The organism is Pseudomonas sp. G7(2022) (assembly GCF_052660475.1).
The window spans coordinates 5106624-5125517 of the sequence record NZ_CP109659.1; the positions used below are offsets into that span (position 1 = coordinate 5106624).

The following is an 18894-nucleotide window of genomic DNA, read 5'->3' on the forward strand; positions in this document are numbered from 1 at the left end:
CCCCTTAAATCCACAACTTCTTGAAGTCACGACCGCCGAAGATCAGGTTGACCATCGCGCGGGTCACCATGATGGCCGTGAACATCGAGGTAAAGATCCCGAGGGACATGGTCACTGCGAAACCCTTCACCGGGCCGGTGCCCATGGCGAAGAGGATGCCGCCGACCAGCAAGGTGGTCAGGTTGGCGTCGAGAATCGCAGTGAATGCCCGGCCGAAGCCTTCGTTGATTGCACGCTGCACAGTCATGCCGGCGGCGATCTCTTCGCGGATCCGCGAGAAGATCAGCACGTTGGCGTCGACCGCCATACCCATGGTCAACACGATACCGGCGATACCTGGCAGGGTCAGGGTTGCACCCAGCAGCGACATCAACGCCAGCAGCAGCACCATGTTCACCGCCAATGCGACAGTGGCGATCAGACCGAAGAAGCGGTAGATGGCGATGATGAACAGCGAGACAAACAGCATGCCCCACAGCGATGCATCGATACCCTTGGTGATGTTGTCCGCACCCAGGCTCGGGCCGATGGTACGTTCTTCAGCGAAGTACATCGGAGCCGCCAGACCACCGGCACGCAGCAGCAGCGCCAGCTCGGACGACTCGCCCTGGCCGTTCAGGCCGGTGATACGGAATTGCGCACCCAGCGGCGACTGAATGGTCGCCAGGCTGATGATTTTCTTCTCTTCCTTGAAGGTCTGCACGGCAACGTCTTTCTCGACGCCGTCGACCATCTGCTTGACGTAGGTGGTCACCGGACGCTGCTCGATGAAGATCACCGCCATGCTGCGACCGACGTTGCTGCGGGTCGCACGACTCATCAGCTCGCCACCGTGGCCATCCAGACGGATGTTCACTTCAGGCGTGCCGTGCTCGCCGAAACCGGCCTTGGCGTCAGTCACCTGGTCACCGGTGATGATCAGGCCACGCTCGATCTGGGCAGGAGGACGCTTGCCTTCGCGGAATTCGAAGGTTTCGGAAGTGGCTTTTGAAGCGCCCGGCTCTGCAGCCAGACGGAACTCCAGGTTGGCCGTCTTGCCGAGGATACGCTTGGCTTCGGCAGTGTCCTGCACGCCCGGCAGCTCAACCACGATACGGTTGGCGCCCTGACGCTGGACGATCGGCTCGGCAACACCCAGCTCGTTGACGCGGTTACGTACCGTGGTCAAGTTCTGCTTGATGGAATATTCACGGATTTCCGCCAGCTTGGCCGGGGTCATCGCCAGACGCAGCACCGGTTGCCCGTTGAGGTCAGCCGGAACAATGTCGAAATCGTTGAAGTTCTTGCGGATCAGCACGCGGGCCTGTTCGCGGGAGTCAGCATCGCTGAAGCCCAGCTGAATGGCACCATTGAGCTGCGGCAGGCTGCGATAGCGCAGTTTCTCTTTGCGCAGCAGGCTCTTGACGTCGCCTTCGTAGACTTTCAGGCGTGCGTCGAGGGCTTTGTCCATGTCCACTTCCAGCAGGAAGTGCACACCACCGGACAAGTCCAGACCCAGCTTCATCGGGTGCGCGCCCAGGCTGCGCAGCCATTGCGGAGTGGTCTGTGCCAGGTTCAGCGCGACGACGTAGTCATCACCCAATGCCTTGCGTACAACGTCTTTGGCCGGCAACTGGTCTTCAGCCTTGGTCAGACGGATCAGACCGCCCTTGCCGTTCGCTGCCAGACTCGAAGCCTTGACGTTGATCCCGGACTCCTTGAGCGCGGTGCTCACGCGGTCCAGGTCGGCCTGGTTGACCTGCAGGGCCGTGCTGGCGCCGCTGATCTGGATGGCCGGGTCATCGGGGTACAGATTGGGAGCGGAATAAATCAGACCGATCGCCAGCACCGCCAGGATCAGAATGTATTTCCACAGAGGATATTTGTTCAGCATCACGCCGCCCGTTATGAACGCGGGGCGCCTTGCGCGCCCCGTCGATTGAGTAGAAGTTGGAACCTTAGATCGCTTTCAGCGTGCCTTTTGGCAGCGTGGCGGCGATGGCGCCCTTCTGGAACTTCATTTCCACGGTGTCGGAAACTTCCAGAACCACGAAGTCATCGGCCACTTTGGTGATCTTGCCGGCGATGCCGCCGGTGGTGACCACTTCGTCGCCCTTCTGCAGGCTGCTCAGCAGGTTCTTCTGCTCTTTGGCGCGCTTGGCCTGTGGACGCCAGATCATCAGGTAGAAGATGACCAGGAAGCCGACCAGGAAAATCCACTCGAAGCCGCCGCCCATAGGCGCTGCAGCCGGTGCAGCCGCGTCAGCCATGGCATTAGAGATAAAAAAGCTCATTTAGCACTCCAGTTGCAAATGTTGAATCTTGGGGTCAGAAAACTCAGTCCAAAGGCGGAACGGGGAGCCCGCGTTTGGCGTAGAAGGCATCGACAAAGGCGGCCAATGTACCCTGTTGAATAGCCTCGCGCAAACCAGCCATCAGCACCTGATAATGGCGCAAGTTATGGATGGTATTGAGCATGCTTCCCAGCATTTCGCCGCACTTGTCCAGGTGATGCAGATAGGCGCGGGAGAAGTTCTGGCAGGTATAGCAATCGCAGGTCGGATCCAGCGGCGAATCATCATGGCGATGGAACGCGTTACGGATCTTCAGCACGCCTGTATCAATGAACAGATGCCCGTTGCGGGCATTACGGGTTGGCATCACGCAATCGAACATGTCCACACCGCGGCGCACACCCTCAACCAGATCTTCCGGTTTGCCAACGCCCATAAGGTAACGAGGTTTGTCAGCCGGCATCATGCCCGGCAGGTAATCGAGCACCTTGATCATTTCGTGCTTCGGCTCGCCCACCGACAGACCGCCGATGGCCAGGCCATCGAAACCGATCTTGTCCAGACCTTCCAGCGAGCGCATGCGCAGGTCCTGGTGCATGCCACCCTGAACGATGCCGAACAGCGCCGCCGTGTTGTCGCCATGGGCATTCTTCGAACGCTGAGCCCAGCGCAGCGACAGCTCCATGGACACGCGGGCAACGTCTTCGTCAGCCGGGTACGGCGTGCATTCGTCGAAGATCATCACAATGTCGGAACCCAGATCGCGCTGGACCTGCATCGATTCTTCCGGGCCCATGAACACTTTCGAGCCGTCGACCGGGGAGGCGAAGGTCACGCCCTCCTCCTTGATCTTGCGCATGGCGCCGAGGCTGAACACCTGGAAACCGCCGGAGTCGGTCAGGATCGGGCCTTTCCACTGCATGAAATCGTGCAGGTCGCCGTGCTCCTTGATCACTTCGGTACCCGGGCGCAGCCACAGGTGGAAGGTGTTGCCCAGAATGATCTCCGCGCCGGTGGCGACGATGTCACGCGGCAACATGCCCTTGACCGTGCCGTAGGTGCCCACCGGCATGAAGGCCGGGGTCTCGACGGTGCCACGGGGGAAAGTCAGACGACCACGACGAGCCTTGCCATCGGTGGCAAGCAACTCGAAAGACATACGACAGGTGCGACTCATACGGATTCCTCTGGGCCGCGGGGGGCGGGATTACGGGTGATGAACATCGCATCACCGTAGCTGAAAAAGCGGTAACCGTTGTCCACGGCAGCTTTATAGGCGGCCATGGTTTCCGGGTAACCGGCAAACGCCGAAACCAGCATCAACAGCGTGGATTCGGGCAAATGGAAATTGGTCACCAGGGCATCGACCACGTGGAACGGCCGGCCCGGGTAGATAAAGATATCGGTATCGCCGCTGAAAGGTTTGAGCACGCCATCGCGGGCGGCGCTTTCCAGCGAACGCACGCTGGTGGTGCCGACAGCGATGACTCGACCGCCGCGCTCACGGCAAGCGGCGACGGCATCAACCACGTCCTGACCGACTTCCAGCCACTCGCTGTGCATGTGGTGATCTTCGATCTTCTCGACGCGCACCGGCTGGAACGTGCCAGCGCCGACGTGCAACGTGACGAACGCAGTCTCGACGCCCTTGGCGGCGATCGCTTCCATCAGCGTCTGGTCGAAGTGCAGCCCGGCGGTCGGTGCAGCCACCGCGCCCAGCTTCTCGGCGTAAACCGTCTGATAACGCTCGCGATCCGAACCCTCGTCCGGGCGGTCTATATAAGGAGGCAACGGCATGTGCCCGACACGGTCGAGCAACGGCAGCACTTCCTCGGAGAAGCCCAGCTCGAACAGCGCATCGTGACGCGCCAGCATCTCGGCTTCGCCACCACCGTCGATCAGGATCTTCGAACCCGGTTTCGGCGACTTGCTGGAACGCACATGGGCCAGCACGCGGTGCGTATCGAGCACCCGCTCGATGAGGATTTCCAGCTTGCCGCCGGAGGCTTTCTGCCCGAACAGCCGCGCCGGAATCACCCGGGTATTGTTGAACACCATCAGATCGCCCGGGCGCAAATGCTCAAGCAGATCAGTGAATTGACGGTGTGCCAGGGCGCCGCTGACCCCATCCAGGGTCAACAGGCGACTACCGCGACGCTCGGCCAGAGGGTGGCGGGCGATCAGCGAATCAGGAAGCTCGAAGGTAAAGTCAGCAACGCGCATGATGGGGTTCGTCTAGCAGGGCCGGAAAGTCTAGCGGAAATATCGAAAATTGACCATGAAACGTGATTGACCAACGGTAGGCACCTCTCTATACTTCGCCGCCATTGAGCCCTGATGGCGGAATTGGTAGACGCGGCGGATTCAAAATCCGTTTTCGAAAGGAGTGGGAGTTCGAGTCTCCCTCGGGGCACCACATAGCAGTTTCTGAGAGTCTCTACCAGCCTCTCAGACCCAGAGAAACCGGCCACTTGGCCGGTTTTTTTGTGCCTGTCTGTTTATCCCTGTCTCCCCTTATCCGTTGTATCCCTGTATCCCTGCTTGTATCCTGAGAAAAATACCGAACTTTGGGATACAAGGATGAAGCGCGCAGACATCAAGCGCCGCCCTCTCGCTGATACGACACTTGCGGGATTGGAGTCGGAATTAAAGGAATACCGAGAGCTGGACGGAAACGGCCTCTACTTCAGGGTAAAACCTGATGGTGGTAAATCCTGGCAGCTCCGCTACAAACGTCCGGCGGGCAATTGGGCTTGGATGGGGCTGGGGGGTTACCCAGAAGTAAGCGGTGCGTTGGCACGGGATAAAGCTGCTGAACTGCGCAAGGTCGTGAGTAGCGGGGCCGATCCTCTCGAACAAAAACGCTCTGCCAAAGCGGCAATTGATGCTGCCAAGACTCGTACCTTCCGAGCGGCTGCTGAAGCTTGGCTCAAGGCCAAGGAAGAAAAGGGACTCGCTCCTTCCACCCTTAACAAAATCCGCACTTATCTCGACAAAGACATACTCCCGGCGCTGGGAGACAAACCCTTGGATGAAATCACCCGTACTGACTGTGCGGAGCTCCAAGCATCACTTGAAGCCCGAGACGCACACAACGTGGCGGAAAAGTGCCGCACGTGGATCAATCAGATATTCGGACGAGCCATCGGCTTAGGCCTCACGGAAAACGATCCTGGCAGTCGCCTCCGAGATATTGCAGCTCAAGCCCCAAAGACTCAGCAGCATCCTCATTTGCTGGAGCCAGAGTTGGCAGAGTTCCTCCAAGCACTCAAAAACACCCCCAGCAGGCTGACGGCCCGAACTGCTGCATGGCTCTGCATCTGGACCGCATCCAGACCGGGCATGGTCCGATTAGCTGAATGGAAAGAGTTTGACCTGGATAAAGCGATATGGACGACGCCTGCTGCCAAGATGAAGATGCGCCGAGACTTTGTGTGTCCACTCCCTAAGCAAGCGCTCTCCGCTCTCAAAGAACTTCATTGCCTCACAGGTCGTAGTCGCTGGCTGTTCCCTGGGGTGGGCGCAAAGAACCCAACGATTAGCGAAAACACCATCAACAAGGTGTTCGCGACAGTCGGTTACAAGGGGCGATTGGTTGGTCATGGTACTCGTCACACCGCCAGCACTATGCTCAGGGAACACGGCTGGCCGAAAGAGCACGTCGAAGCGCAGCTTGCTCACAAAGAAGAGGGAATATCGGGGGTCTACAACAAGGCTCAATACCTTGAGCATCGAGTGAAGATGATGCAGTGGTATGCAGATCACCTTGATGCGTTAGCAAGCGAAAAGGTAATCAAGGGACAATTTGGAAAAGTGGTATGAATGCACTTATCCATACCACCTTCAAAATCCGTGTTACAGGTGTAACTCGTGTAACGATGCCGGCCAAACGCCCGGATTCATTGACTTTCAATCCCGATACACTCTTGCACGACCTTCGGTACATGCGATGTAACGCATGCCGTTCGTGTAACACAAGAATAAGCCCTTCGCATGCTGCGGGCCAAATTTCTCCAAGCTGGGCCAGAGCGCAAATATCGCTGGAAACGCATCCAACTCGCAGGGCGAGGGATAGAGCGTTACACGTAGAGAACCTTGGGCATGATTGAAACTCATCCAATTTTGCACACGGCGCTAACCGCCGGCCTACTTCAATATCTCTCCGGTCAACCGCTCTATGAGCTCTGCAATGAACAGATCACTGATCTATGCGAGCTAATCAATCAATGCTGCGTACGCATCCAGAACGGCGACATCAGCAGCGATATGAGCAGCATGTGCATACAGACAACGATGCATGAAGAGGCCATTTTTCAGTACGCCTCAACCGACAAAAAAAATCGTCTTGCACATTGGGTTCGCCAATACAGCAGCTGCCCTTCAGCTTCGGAGCGCGATGCATATGCAGCCTACGTCATGGCCTGCGCAGTAAAAGCGCTAAGCGCATTAGCTGACTGGATGCGCTCTACGGAAGACGAGGCATGGTCACATGTTGCTGAACCTCCCACGGACTGTCCGTGGGATATTTATTGTCTCGTCGTAGAGGGACAGGTCGATCCCATTGAACGCATTCAGGCACTAGAACAATACGTGCTGTTTCTGGAGCCCATAACAACCCTACCCTGCTTGATCAGTGACGAACTGACCCCTACTGCTTACAGAGCAATCAAGAACGCTATACGCACTAAGGGCGGCATCATCAGCGGAATGGAGCGTAATGAAGAAATCAGCGCACGGGATACAGCAATCATTAGGCAAGGTCGCCACTACGTGACGAGCGGAATGCCACGAAGAAACGTGACCACGGCGGTACATGCTTGGCTGGAGCGGGAGGTTTCCAAACCGCCCAAGCAGCGCGCGGAGTGGCTGACGCTGGAAACCGAAAAAGCGCTGACCCGCAAAAGCGTAGAGGCCATACTCAAGCGCAACTTTGTGCTGTGAACAAAGGTTCACCGAAATTTCAATTGGAAGTGAACTGCTTCCCGCAGACGATTTTCTAGACCATTGCTCTCGTTGTCCAAATCAATCGAGAGCAATACCTATGAACACCTCTGTTACCGATTTTCCCCGCAAGACTCCCGTCAACGCCACCTCACTTTTTGATGCCACTTCAACTTTGATCCGCATGCGGGAGGTGGAAGGCATTGTGGGGATGAAGCGTTCGACCATCTACAAACTGATGCAGCGCACCGACTGCGGCTTTCCGCAGCCCGTCAAGCTGAGCAACAGCAACGCACGCGGCGCCCCTGTCGCCTGGGTCCTTTCCGAAGTTCAAGCGTGGGCGCGCAGCCGCATCGAGGCACGCGATCAGGTGGCTGCATGAGCCACAAGACTGCAGACAACGCTTTGATGCATCCCTTTTCCGTGTTGCGTCGGATTGGTTTCTCGACTCGCGTCATGCAGCGCCTTGAACGCTACCGCAGCCAGCAGGACAAGCAAGGTCGCGTTGTCAGCGTGCTCAGCTGGGCCGACGGCACCTGGTGCGCCCTCTCCCTTCACTGCGAAAAGACCGGGGCCGTGGTCGTCGACGAAGGCCAGCAGGTCGACGCCTACGAAGATGCCCGCTCCATGCTCAGCGGCGGATTCCTGCCCCTTCTCTCCCTGCGCTGGGAAGCCCATGCCTGAAACAAAAACGCCTCCGGGGGCGATCCGGAGGCGTTGAGGTCAATCTACATGCCCGAACAATTTATGCCGCACCTGAAAAATCCGCAAGCCATCAGCGCAGTTGCTATTTCGAAACACGGACGTTACTCTCTGGCCGTCGCTGCAAATTCAGCGACCGGGCGTGGAAACCCGTTTGAAAACTTGGCGCACAGGCGCCCCCATTACGATTGCAGGCGTCTTTTTTTACGCCTGCGATTTCGAGTTATGGCGGCTGTGTGTGGGCAGGCTTCGGCCTGGCCGGGTTCCAAGTTTCCCGGTATTTCCACCCCACGCACAGCTGCCACCCAATCCCGTGGAAAGGATCGTGGCAGTTCCATAGTCAAAACTTGGAGCGCCACCTATGCACGCCCTCAATCCGTCCAAAATTCGCGCCGCTGCACACCGTGCAATGGCTCTCGCCGCTTTACACGCCAACTCCAGCCTCGCCACACGCCTCTCCCGCTACAACGCTCACATGGCCAAAGCCCGCGCACTCGAAACCGCAGGCGGTGCCCAATGAACAACGCCCTGAGTTTTGCCCTGCCCGAAGATCTGCTCTGCGTGAATCCAACCGCCGAAGCCGGCGTACCTATCGATGCCATCACCTGCGCCATTGACCGTGCTGACTCGGTGCTGACGCTGCTGGAGGATCACTTCGAAAACGAATCCTCACGCCTTGCCAATCACGTCATTGCAGCCGTCCTCTGGGACGTGCGCGGCACCCTCGGCCTGATCAAAACACTGGCTATGCACGGTGACAACACTTCGGCCCCTGCGGTGCAAAAAGGCGGTGCGCTATGAGCATTTCCACCACACCAGGCCACGCTACCTTTTCTCGCGTTAATGCCACCGACCTGAAGCTGTTTCGAGTGAATGCCGGTGTACCCGTCGAAGACGCGCTGGAGATGGTGTCGTTGCTGCAACATCACGCGAACCAGCTCAACTTCGACGCGGCCATGAGTGACCACGGCGAGCGTTTCAGTTGGCCCGCCCTGTACCTGGGCGAGATGGCGAAAGCGCTGATCGACGACATCAACGACGCGCTGTTTCTGCCGAGGGCTGACACATGAGCCAACGCACGAACAGCACCGCGAAACGTCCAAGCTTTGCCGACGTGAAAGCCGCCGCACTGAAAGACATTGAACGTGTCCTGTCGCATTGGCTGCCCAACGGCAAGCGTGTGGACGGCGGCAAGGAATACACAGCCCCGAATCCTACCCGCAGCGACAAGCGCGCCGGTTCGCTCAAGGTCAATTTGAGCAAGGGCACCTGGGCCGACTTCGCCACCGGCGACAAAGGCGGCGACCTGATTGATCTGGTGCGCAATCTGGACGGCGGCACCGACGTCGAAGCGTGCAACAAGTTGGCAGATTGGCTAAACGTTGCGCCCGGCGCCGCAAAGATCACGGCCGCCTCGACTAAGCCCAAGGCGCCGACATGGAACGCCATCCAGCCGATCCCGACCGAGGCCATGAACAAGTGCCCGGCCAAGCACCGTGATCACGGCGTACCGTCGAAGGTGTGGATCTATCGCGATGCACAGGGTCAGCCACTCATGGCGCTGTATCGCTTCGACCTCGGCCCGGATGAGGGCGGCAAGCCGAAGAAGGTCTTTGCGCCCCTGACGTGGTGTCAGCGCACCGATAGCCAAACCCAGCAATGGCGCTGGCAAGGTCTGCCGGATCCGCGCCCGCTGCTGCGCCTTGATGAACTGGCCCAGCGCGCTGACGCACCGGTGATTCTGTGCGAAGGCGAGAAAGCGGCCGATGCCGCCGCCGAGCTGTTGCCGACCTACGTGGCCACCTGCTGGCCGAACGGCTCCAACTCCTGGCACAAAGCTGACCTGACGCCGCTCAAGGGGCGCGACGTTTTGTTGTGGCCGGACAACGATGACAGCGGTAAAGCCTGCATGGCCACCGTCGCCGAGAAGCTCCGCGAAATCGGCGCCGCCTCGGTCCGATTCATTGCGCTGGAGGTGTTCAAACGCAAGCCGACGCTGAAAAGCGACCGCGCCGCGTTTGCCAAGGGTGGTCAATGGGATGACGGCGACGATGCCGCCGATGCGCTCGCCAAAGGCTGGACCGCCAGCCACTTCGCCGAACTGGAATGCAGCGGCGAACTGTTCGGTGTGATCGAAGAAAAACGGGTGATTGCCCAGGTGGAACCCACGCCGGAACCAGAGCCGGAAGCGAAACCCAAGGCAGCAGCCAAGCGCCCGGCAAAATCGAAAAATGACCTGATGCCCGGTGGCTTTCGCCTGACGCCCGATGGTGTGTTTTATGCCGGCGACGACGGCGAAGCACGCCCGGTGTGTTCGCCGCTGGCAATCCTTGCGCGTACCCGTGACGAGAAGGGCCACAACTGGGGTTTGCTGGTCGAGTTCGACGACCCCGACGGCACCAAGAAACGCTGGAACATCCCGGCGCGCACGATGACCGGTGACTTCGGTAAAGATGTACTCGGCCCTTTGGTAGACATGGGGTTGCGTCTTGCCGGCAGTCGTTCGGGGCGCAACGCACGCAACGATTTGCAGAGCTACCTGGGCGGCTTCGACAGTGCTCAACGTGCGCGACTGGTCACCCGTTTGGGCTGGCATGACAACGCCTTTCTGTTGCCAGAGCAGCAGGTCGGCATGCACGCGGAACACCTGCACTTCTACGAGGCCGGCGCGCAACTTCCGCCGATCAGCGAAGCGGGCACGTTGGAACAGTGGCAACAGCAGATCGGCGCGCTGTGCATCGGCAACCATCGCTTGGCGTTTGTCGTCGGCGTGGCTTTTGCCGGCCCCTTGCTGCACATGCTCGGCCACGAATCGGGCGGCTTTCACCTGTACGGCGACAGCTCCGGTGGCAAAACCACGCACCTGCAAGTTGCCGCCTCGATCTACGGCGGACCGCGTCTGGTGCGTTCGTGGCGCTCGACCGACAACGCTCTGGAGTCTATCGCCGCCGCGCATTCCGACGGGCTTCTGGTGCTCGATGAAATCGGCATGTGTGATGCCCGGATCATCGGCGAGACGGTGTACATGCTCGGCAACGGCACCGGCAAGGCCCGCGCCAATGATCGAGGCCAAGCGGGCAGACAGGTGCAGGAATGGCGCTTGCTGTTCCTCTCTACCGGCGAGAAGACCTTGGCCCAGCACATGGCCGAAGCCAATAAGGAACTGAAAGCCGGCATGGAGGTGCGCATGCTCGCCGTCCCGGCCGATGCCAGCAAAGGCCTTGGCATGTTCGACACACTCAACGGGTTTGAGGACGCCGCAGCTCTGTCCGACGCGCTCAAGGCGCGGGTGGCGAACTACTACGGCACACCGATCACCGCGTTTCTCACCGCCCTGTGCGAACCGGGCAAGCGCCACGGCTGGGCGGCAATCCTACGCCGCACGCTGGAAGGCTTTATAGCCAAAGCGCTCCCAGCCTCTGCCAGTGGACAGGCACACCGTGCTGCGGCGCGCTTCGGTCTCGCGGCGGCCGCTGGCGAGCTGGCCACCGCGATGGGCATTACCGGCTGGCCGGACGGCACGGCCACCACGGCCGCTCGGGTGTGCTTGAACGCATGGCTGAACGAGCGTGGCGGCGCCGGAAACTTCGAAGGCGATGCGATTTTGGCGCGGCTGCGCCAGGTCATCGAGCGCTTCGGTGAAAGCCGTTTCACTCGCTGGGAATCGGCGGCGGCGAAGATCGACGAACACGGCCCACGCACTATCGACCGTCTCGGCTTTCGCAAGACGCTGGAGCATGGCATGGGCGACACCATGCACACCACCAACACCTATTACGTGCTGACCGAGGCGTGGCGCTCGGAGATCTTCCGCGGCATGAACCTAACGGCGGTGAACAAGGAGCTACTGCAGCGCGGTGTGCTGGAACCGAGCAGCGACGGTAAGGCGTCGAGTTTGGTGCGTCTGCCCGGCCTGGGCCAGCAGCGCTGCTACATCGTGAAAGTGATTCCGGGAACGGATGACGGCGAGGCACGGGCTGCCTGAGGGCAACTCTGCTGATCGAGGTAACGCCGGCTCATTCCCGGCCTCGCCAGCCGAATCACTCAAATCAAACTCATCAAGGACAACGAACATGACAATGAATGAATTGAAACAGCAACTCGCCGAATTGATTGCCGAGAAAGAAGCAATTGAAAACAGTCTTCCCATCTTGCACGCGGAATGGAGCAATGCGCCTAACAACTACAGTCCAATCGGCAACATGATCGGAAGCCCTGAGAGAAGTGCCGCCATGGATCGTTACTCCAGTGCCGAATGTCGCCTGAGGGCAATTCCATCCTCGATCAGCCGTATCGAGGAAAAGATGGCTTACTTGGAGCGCATTGAACACGTCGAAGAAATCAGGGCAAAGTCGATCCAGACCATGTCCGAAGCTGCCGCTGAAATCGAAGCGCTGAAGCAGACACAATCGCACCTGACCCAACGCCTTCAGACCATTCAGTCGGACGCGCAGCAATCGCTGGAGAAAGCACAGCAGGCAGAACGAGATGCTGCAAGCCTGTATGCGCGTAGCCTTGCGAGTGGTGATAGCGACGGAGAGAAATCCGCCAACAGCGAAATGCAGAAGGCAGCCAAACAACTCGCCGCCACCGATGAGCATGTCAGAAGACAGGAACTCATCATAGAGGCCTTGCAGGCTGAGCTCGACTCCCTTGAAACGCAAATCGCAACTGCACAGCAGCGGGAGAACGATGCAAAAGAATCGGCCCTGAGCGCTGTAAAGCTGACTCTGGAAGAACAGTGGAACTCCGCTGCGGAACACTTGGTAGCCCTGGGCGCGCGGATACTCGCGGCGGACTACGCCCGAGGGTACTCGGGATATGGTTTCTCCAAGCTCGATGTACCTCAATTCGGTCCTTTCCATTCGGATCTTCGTCACTCAGACCTAGTCACCGCAGCCCGCTCCATCAGCGCAGAGGATCTGCTGGCAGCTTGAACCCGAAGCAGCCCGCTCACGCGGGCTGTTTAGAACCCCATCAGGACAAAGATCATGATCACTCCAATACTGAGCAGCGCGAACTGGACCGACACCTTGAAGGCACGCAAAAACCACCTGACCGCGCTGATGAAAATCGTGGACATCAAAACGGGCAAGGTCTCGAATGTTCAGACACTGACGGTCAACTTGATCAAGAACGAAATGAGCTACATCGAAGACCAGTTGAAGGGGCGCAAGTGAGCTGAACTCCGTGCTGTAATACACTTCAGATAGATATCGCTAAAACACAACAAGGAATTCACATGTCCAAACTCGCCGAATACCGCCAGCTTGAGAAACACCTCGCCGAACAGCTTCACGCTTTGGAAGCACTGAAGAGCGATGGCGCGTTGAAAAAAGAGATCGAGTTCGAAACCAAGCTACGCGAGCTGCTCGATCAGTACGGTTTCAGCCTCAAGCACATCATCAACCTGCTGGATCCGCAGAGCACGAAACGCGCTTCAACACCAGCGGCGACACCTGGCAAACGCAAGCCTCGCGAGCTGAAGGCCTACAAAAATCCGCATACCGGTGAAGTGGTTGAAACCAAAGGCGGTAACCACAAGACGCTCAAAGAGTGGAAAACCAAGCACGGTTCCGACGAGGTTGAAAGCTGGGTTCGCAAATAACGCAGCTTGAATAAAAGGCCTCTAAGAGGCCTTTTTTTGTTGATGACATCCTTCGCGCCTGCGACTTCACCCTCAAAGAATCACTACCATCAGCAAAAGGAGTCTACGTTGTGGACACAATGAGCAGACGTTAGATTGGTGACCTGTTGTCTCGGCGCCTTCCACAATGCCCCATCACCTGCTCGATAAATGCCGACCGTAGCTTGTCTATCGAAGTGATCGGCCCCGACCAGCGACAATTTCACGATTGCGCACATTGAACGCTCCAGGTACCACGGCGAAGCGGGAATTAACCGCCTGCTCCGCGAGATCCTCGAAAAGATGATCATCTCTCGCCGGTCTACAAATCTGGAATAACACTAGGTACCTTGCCCTACGCCCTCGACTGCTTCCCTATAGCTCGGTGCAGCCTTCCGCGAAGTATTGCTCAGCCCTCCCAACCTGGTAGAAAAGAGCTGCCCCTAGCTGTCCTCCACGATTTTTTCTTAACGACCGCTTCTGCCCACTAGCGCCGCTCACGGACGTCTGCTTTCGGCCAGAAGCGGACATTCCCAAGCGACCGCATACGGCCAAAAGCGGTCAGTCACAAAACGGCTGAATCGCATCGGGTACCCGATTTGCGCGTGGTCCTGAATCCTGAACGGGGTAGCGTCTGAGTCAGCACGGAGAAGGTTGGTAGAAGCACTACACTAAACAGTGTGGCGCCTTAGAAATTGCGATAACGGCCAGGCTTCGGAGCCTTTCGTGCCATCAAAGCGAGAGGCCGATGGGAAGCTATGCTCAATCGATCACTTAAAAAGCTGACGACCCTATATTGTCAGCGGCAGCTATCTACCCACATCTGGCGATCATTATCTGCTGACTGTTTTATGTCAGCTGTGCTTCAGCCTCACTCCGCCTAATCTAGGAACGCAAATGAAATGGAAGAGCAGGAATCTAAGAGAACTTGCCCACATTGTCTGTGGCGACTCTGAGCACTTTCGGTATCGTTCAAGCAGTTACATCACTGAGTTCTTTCAAGATTGTGACTTAGATTACACCCACGACGGTTCAACCCGCTGGGCTTGGGTTGCAAGCAGATTGGAGGAGGTGTTGGCTCTCCCGCATGCCAGTCCTTCGGTTCCACCTGATGCTTTCATTCGGATCATCCGTGCAACTCTCGACAAAGGCGACGCGCAGGAGGGCGATCCGGATAGAAGCAGAGCTCTTGCCGCGCTTAACGCTGTGCTGGTGCGCGAAGGTTGGGAAGCGTTCTTCGACGAGCACGGCCTCGGCCAGTTGCGCCACAATGCCACGAACACTATTGCGCAGATGGCGAACCCGCATCGACCGCTTACACCAGCGGAGATGGAACGTCGAGAGCTACTCACGACATACCTCGACAAGTGCTCTGAAGATGAGCTGATCGAGGAGGTGCTACTGCCGTTATTCCGTCAGCTTGGGTTTCATCGCGTAACCGTAACGGGTCACAAAGATAAGGCGTTGGAATATGGCAAGGACGTGTGGATGAAATACACACTGCCGACTCTCCATGTCCTCTACTTCGGTATCCAAGCAAAAAAGGGCAAGCTAGATTCAGCGGGAGTAGGAAGACCCGGTTCATCGAATGTCGCCGAGATTCACAATCAGGTGAACATGATGCTTGGCCACGAGATTTTCGATTCGGAACTGAATCGACGAGTCTTGGTTGACCACGCATTCATCGTCGCGGGCGGCGAGATAACAAAACAGGCAAGAAACTGGATAGGCAACAAGCTAGATGCCACGAAGCGCTCTCAGATCATGTTTATGGACAGAGACGACATACTCAATCTTTTCATTGTTACGAATCTGCCATTACCAAAGAGCGCTTTGCCTCTCCCGAAAGTTACAGCCACCTTCGACGATGACATACCGTTCTGAACCGCAGCTTTTTCATAACCGTAAACATTAGAAGCGAAGCCATTGAATTGTCTTCGCTTTTTTACGTAGCCTATTCACGCTCTTTCTTTACGCCGAGTCGGTCTTAAACGTAGGTTTAGTTAGAAACTTGCACAGGCTTGCCGTCGACTATCCTGTAGTTCCTTTCAATGATTCTTATCGGGTGCGACGTGAAACTTTCTATCGTTGTGATCTGAGTGATGTCCGATAGGTCTCCAATATTTAGCTCTAACGCACCTCGATCATTTAGAGCCTCAGGTTCAGCGCCAAAGCATAGTCTGTACTCTCGTTGCCAAGCATACTCAACGGGTTTGCGAAACAATCCTATCGGGCCGCTGTAGTCGCGGAAATCTACGTAATCGACCTGGCCGTAGCCACCTTTAAAGAAGGGAGAATTATAAAGGAGAGGGTGGGTCGCGATGGCTTGTGAAAGCCTTTTAGAAAACTCTGCATGGTTCGTAATACGAAGGACATGGGTACCAAACTCTCGGAAACGCTCACTAAATTGCAGCATTCCGTTGTCGAGTCCCCAAATCTGACCGTCATGTCCGGCTGATACAGAACCCAGGCAGTACAACATAACGGTTTCAGGTCGGGGTAAATTCAGGGTCATGATTGTCTCAGGGTTCAATACGATTTCGTCGTGACCTTCAACCTGAAGTGCGAGCTCTCTGACTACCCCATCCCTCATGCCAGAGCTGAGCTTAAGGTACACATTTTCAAGCTCGTCCCTTCGAAGTGCAGCGCCGGCCTCACCTTCAAGCTTCGCGAAATAGTCGACGCTATTCATGTAAAGTAGACCACGCTGCAGCGCCTTTAGTCGATCTAGATTAGCCACCTTGAACAGCATCCAACATTGCTTGTTAGGCATGCGATCAGGTATCGCTTGCATCTGCACTTCACCAGATACCATCTTGCCCCCTATCTGTGCAATCACAGCTTCTAGCTGCGTTTGAATATTTGTCAACGATTAGTGCATTCCATGTCCCCTGTGTCAATTCGCCATAAGGTCAGCATGCATAAAAATAACAATAGAACATCAGTTGAGAGCTTCCCGGTAGGGGTATGGTAAGTTTCTTTGTAAATGCCAAAGCATTGACTGCTGGTGGATTGTTGTAGTTTTATATTGTTGCGAAGTTAAAGATTGACGTAAAACCGGCTCTATTAAAGAGGCGTGCGCTTTGAAAGGCCCGAGAACTGAAATCAGACCGCCGCATAATATATCTATAGCGTCGTGCCCTCTGACGTAATGCCAGGGATTAGTTTCAGGAAGATTAGAAATCTCTCTCTTAAGCTCGTCAATGCTTGATGACACACCTAGCTGCACAGCCTTCTCGTACAATCTGTCCTTATCATAGGACCAGTCGTTTTTAAAAAACTGAACTGGTTTAAGTGATTTCAAACAGACTCGATTACCTCTGCTGTTTACAGCTCGCACTTTACCAAATTCTAGCGCCCTGGATAAAATCGCATCAATAACGGGCCCCTCTCGCCTCTCAAACTGAGCTATCGCATTACTATTTCCAAACTCACTTAGAACGCAATCTACGCAATTAGCCCTAAGCAAAATCCCTTCCAGATCCCTGGGCTCAGTTGAGACAACGTTAGGAGGTGCCTCATAGCCATTCAACCAGTCATAATCATTATCAACCACTCCTAGAACTGGCAGGGGCTTAAGGTTATTGCTAGCAGCAATCCTTTTTATGGTTTCGATAACCTTGTACTTTCCCATCGAGTCAATAAGTGTTATTTCATCAATTAGTCTCGGTTTGAAAAACTTTATATCTGTGACCCCCTCAAGTAACCAAAAAATAGCATTGGGATCCGCAGCCAAAGTCATTTGGATTTCTGAAATTATATCTCCAACATCTCTAGATACGATCATTCCCCATGAACTCCATCATCAAGACTTACCATCAAGTCGTACTTCTCCCCCACTATGAATGGAGAATGAGTGGCAACAACGGATTCAAATCCTACAATATTTGATATATACAGAAGGTCCTCAATAAAGCTTTTTTGCCATCCAACATGCAGTGATATCTCGGGCTCGTCGATCAATAACAATGTATTCGACGGGGTTTTAAATAAAAGTTCATAGGTGATAACTAATTCGTGCTGCTCACCGGAAGATAGAGCATCCATTGGAATGATGTCGCCAAACGAATCAATTATCGACAGCCCGGTCTCTTTGCTCAGTTCTAATTTTTTATGCTTGAATTTTGTGTTTAGCAGCTTTAATAGTGCAGTGCAACGGATTGCTAACTCATTGAATGCATCTAACTTTGCTTCGCTATCTTGCACAAACAGACTAATCGCTTCAAGCTTTGGATTTGATAGAGACTCAACATCGGAAGGGAAGGTCTGCGCACCGTGTGTCGCTAACAATCCAATTTTACTTAGTTGCACCTGGCGTTTTTCAAGCTTCAATAATCGTTCCTTGACAATATCAGGGCCGTAGAAGCTATTGGAGTTTAAGATCAACCTGTGGGGGAAATTTTGATCCAGCTCCTGAGCTCTTCTGGCATACTCTGCGTTAACCGTTTTGATCTGCTTCAACATATCCGCCGCACATTCCAGCACGGTAAAATCTGCCAATTGATCTTTCGAGCGCTGACTGAGGCGATGGGTATCAATCAACTTAACATTGAGACCCTTCCTGATTTTTTCAAAATAACCAGAATAGGTTTTCTTTTTTTTGCCCTTTCCGGGAAAATAATCTTGCACCACTTCCATTGCGTCAACATATTTGCCTGTTCTAGTATCGCGCCACAGCCCGTGCTGAACTTTAACCATCCATGTTTGCGAGGCCGTAATAGTCTCAGCAAAATTTGCCATCTCCGGATCAATAGCAAAAACAGTCTCTATGTGTGTGTTGGGGTCTTTAAAAAATGAAAGCTCTAGAGGTCCATTAAGCATGTCGCTTTTAGAAGGAGTTCTCTCGATTCTTGTAGCTCTAGATATAGATATCTTGGCGCCATCACTAAGACCGATATTTATTGTTCTAAAAGGAATCTTTGATAAGGCGTCTATGTTCCATCCAAACAAATAATCCAAGCACTTCAGAACAGCTGTCTTTCCTACACCATTGGCTCCATGAATTATCGTAAGACCTTCTTCTGTTAGATTTATACGATGGTTATACAAGCCATAAAGCCTCGAGATAAAAATCTCTCGAATCCGCGTGTTCTGCATATGACACCCTCCCTGTCAAGATTTCATACCCTCACACTACAGGAATCGCCCATAGATTCGTAGACGTATGCGAGCGGCCGGTTTTGGCCGAAAGCGGCCCGTTACGACTGCTGACTGATCGCTGGCAGAGCGGCCAAACTGATGATTACAGCCCGTTAATCGCATCTCTTGGGCAGAGTGGGAGTGGGGAAGTACCTGGTCTCCTGCGCATGGACATGACCTCCTCCGTCCCTCTTTCAAGCATCGGAGCGTTAC

18 protein-coding genes and 1 tRNA gene are annotated in these 18894 nt (G+C 55.5%); 12 read left to right on the top strand and 7 right to left on the bottom strand.

Translation table 11 applies throughout. The features are described from left to right. Window positions 1-4 precede the first annotated feature (4 nt). The 4 genes from secD to queA form a co-directional block, all read right to left on the bottom strand. Window positions 5-1873, bottom strand: coding sequence for a protein translocase subunit SecD (gene secD, locus NE357_RS23330; RefSeq protein WP_169431789.1), 1869 nt, complete (start codon window positions 1871-1873; stop codon window positions 5-7). Between the two features lie 64 nt (window positions 1874-1937). Further along, the gene (gene yajC, locus NE357_RS23335; RefSeq protein WP_007956696.1) at window positions 1938-2273 is read right to left on the bottom strand and encodes a preprotein translocase subunit YajC; all 336 of its coding nucleotides are present in this window, start codon (window positions 2271-2273) and stop codon (window positions 1938-1940) included. 43 nt (window positions 2274-2316) lie between these two features. Continuing rightward, on the bottom strand, window positions 2317-3432 hold the full coding sequence (gene tgt / locus NE357_RS23340; protein ID WP_161794909.1) for a tRNA guanosine(34) transglycosylase Tgt: 1116 nt from the start codon (window positions 3430-3432) through the stop codon (window positions 2317-2319). 14 nt (window positions 3433-3446) lie between these two features. After that, entirely contained in the window at window positions 3447-4496 is a 1050-nt protein-coding gene (queA, locus tag NE357_RS23345; protein WP_169431790.1) for a tRNA preQ1(34) S-adenosylmethionine ribosyltransferase-isomerase QueA, read from the bottom strand. Between the two features lie 108 nt (window positions 4497-4604). On the opposite strand from queA, the gene NE357_RS23350 reads away from it, so the two are divergent. The 12 genes from NE357_RS23350 (at window position 4605) to NE357_RS23405 (ending at window position 15426) form a co-directional block, all read left to right on the top strand. After that, window positions 4605-4689: transfer RNA gene (locus NE357_RS23350), tRNA-Leu, on the top strand. A 164-nt stretch (window positions 4690-4853) separates the two neighbouring features. Continuing rightward, window positions 4854-6095 (top strand): tyrosine-type recombinase/integrase, encoded by a 1242-nt coding sequence (locus NE357_RS23355; protein ID WP_169431791.1) that lies wholly within the window; start codon window positions 4854-4856, stop codon window positions 6093-6095. Window positions 6096-6374: 279 nt separating this feature from the next. After that, window positions 6375-7214, top strand: a complete 840-nt coding sequence (locus NE357_RS23360) for a hypothetical protein (RefSeq protein WP_234206557.1) — start codon at window positions 6375-6377, stop codon at window positions 7212-7214. A 100-nt stretch (window positions 7215-7314) separates the two neighbouring features. After that, complete coding sequence (locus NE357_RS23365; protein WP_169431792.1) at window positions 7315-7596, top strand: helix-turn-helix transcriptional regulator; 282 nt, start codon at window positions 7315-7317, stop codon at window positions 7594-7596. Next, complete coding sequence (locus tag NE357_RS23370; RefSeq protein ID WP_169431793.1) at window positions 7593-7898, top strand: hypothetical protein; 306 nt, start codon at window positions 7593-7595, stop codon at window positions 7896-7898. The genes NE357_RS23365 and NE357_RS23370 overlap by 4 nt, the downstream gene beginning before the upstream one ends. 534 nt (window positions 7899-8432) lie before the next feature. After that, the gene (locus NE357_RS23375; protein ID WP_085655303.1) at window positions 8433-8717 is read left to right on the top strand and encodes a hypothetical protein; all 285 of its coding nucleotides are present in this window, start codon (window positions 8433-8435) and stop codon (window positions 8715-8717) included. Next, entirely contained in the window at window positions 8714-8986 is a 273-nt protein-coding gene (locus tag NE357_RS23380) for a DUF3077 domain-containing protein (RefSeq protein ID WP_085655302.1), read from the top strand. Before NE357_RS23375 ends, NE357_RS23380 begins: the two co-directional genes overlap by 4 nt. Beyond that, entirely contained in the window at window positions 8983-11901 is a 2919-nt protein-coding gene (locus NE357_RS23385; RefSeq protein ID WP_169431795.1) for a DUF927 domain-containing protein, read from the top strand. The genes NE357_RS23380 and NE357_RS23385 overlap by 4 nt, the downstream gene beginning before the upstream one ends. An 88-nt stretch (window positions 11902-11989) precedes the next feature. After that, window positions 11990-12853 carry a hypothetical protein gene (locus NE357_RS23390; RefSeq protein ID WP_249314337.1) on the top strand — a complete coding sequence of 288 codons (864 nt, stop codon included), beginning with the start codon at window positions 11990-11992 and terminating at the stop codon, window positions 12851-12853. A 54-nt stretch (window positions 12854-12907) separates the two neighbouring features. Next, the gene (locus tag NE357_RS23395) at window positions 12908-13096 is read left to right on the top strand and encodes a hypothetical protein (protein WP_169431796.1); all 189 of its coding nucleotides are present in this window, start codon (window positions 12908-12910) and stop codon (window positions 13094-13096) included. Between the two features lie 62 nt (window positions 13097-13158). After that, complete coding sequence (locus NE357_RS23400) at window positions 13159-13524, top strand: histone-like nucleoid-structuring protein, MvaT/MvaU family (RefSeq protein ID WP_169431797.1); 366 nt, start codon at window positions 13159-13161, stop codon at window positions 13522-13524. 915 nt (window positions 13525-14439) lie between these two features. Next, entirely contained in the window at window positions 14440-15426 is a 987-nt protein-coding gene (locus NE357_RS23405) for a hypothetical protein (RefSeq protein ID WP_169431798.1), read from the top strand. Between the two features lie 115 nt (window positions 15427-15541). Here the strand turns inward: NE357_RS23405 and NE357_RS23410 are convergent, their stop codons facing one another. The 3 genes from NE357_RS23410 to NE357_RS23420 form a co-directional block, all read right to left on the bottom strand. Beyond that, a complete protein-coding gene (locus NE357_RS23410; RefSeq protein ID WP_169431799.1) occupies window positions 15542-16411 on the bottom strand; it encodes a hypothetical protein in 870 nt (289 codons plus the stop codon). 72 nt (window positions 16412-16483) lie between these two features. Beyond that, window positions 16484-17329, bottom strand: coding sequence for a DUF4435 domain-containing protein (locus NE357_RS23415; RefSeq protein WP_169431800.1), 846 nt, complete (start codon window positions 17327-17329; stop codon window positions 16484-16486). Beyond that, window positions 17326-18639, bottom strand: a complete 1314-nt coding sequence (locus NE357_RS23420) for an AAA family ATPase (RefSeq protein WP_169431801.1) — start codon at window positions 18637-18639, stop codon at window positions 17326-17328. The genes NE357_RS23415 and NE357_RS23420 overlap by 4 nt, the downstream gene beginning before the upstream one ends. Window positions 18640-18894 lie beyond the last annotated feature (255 nt).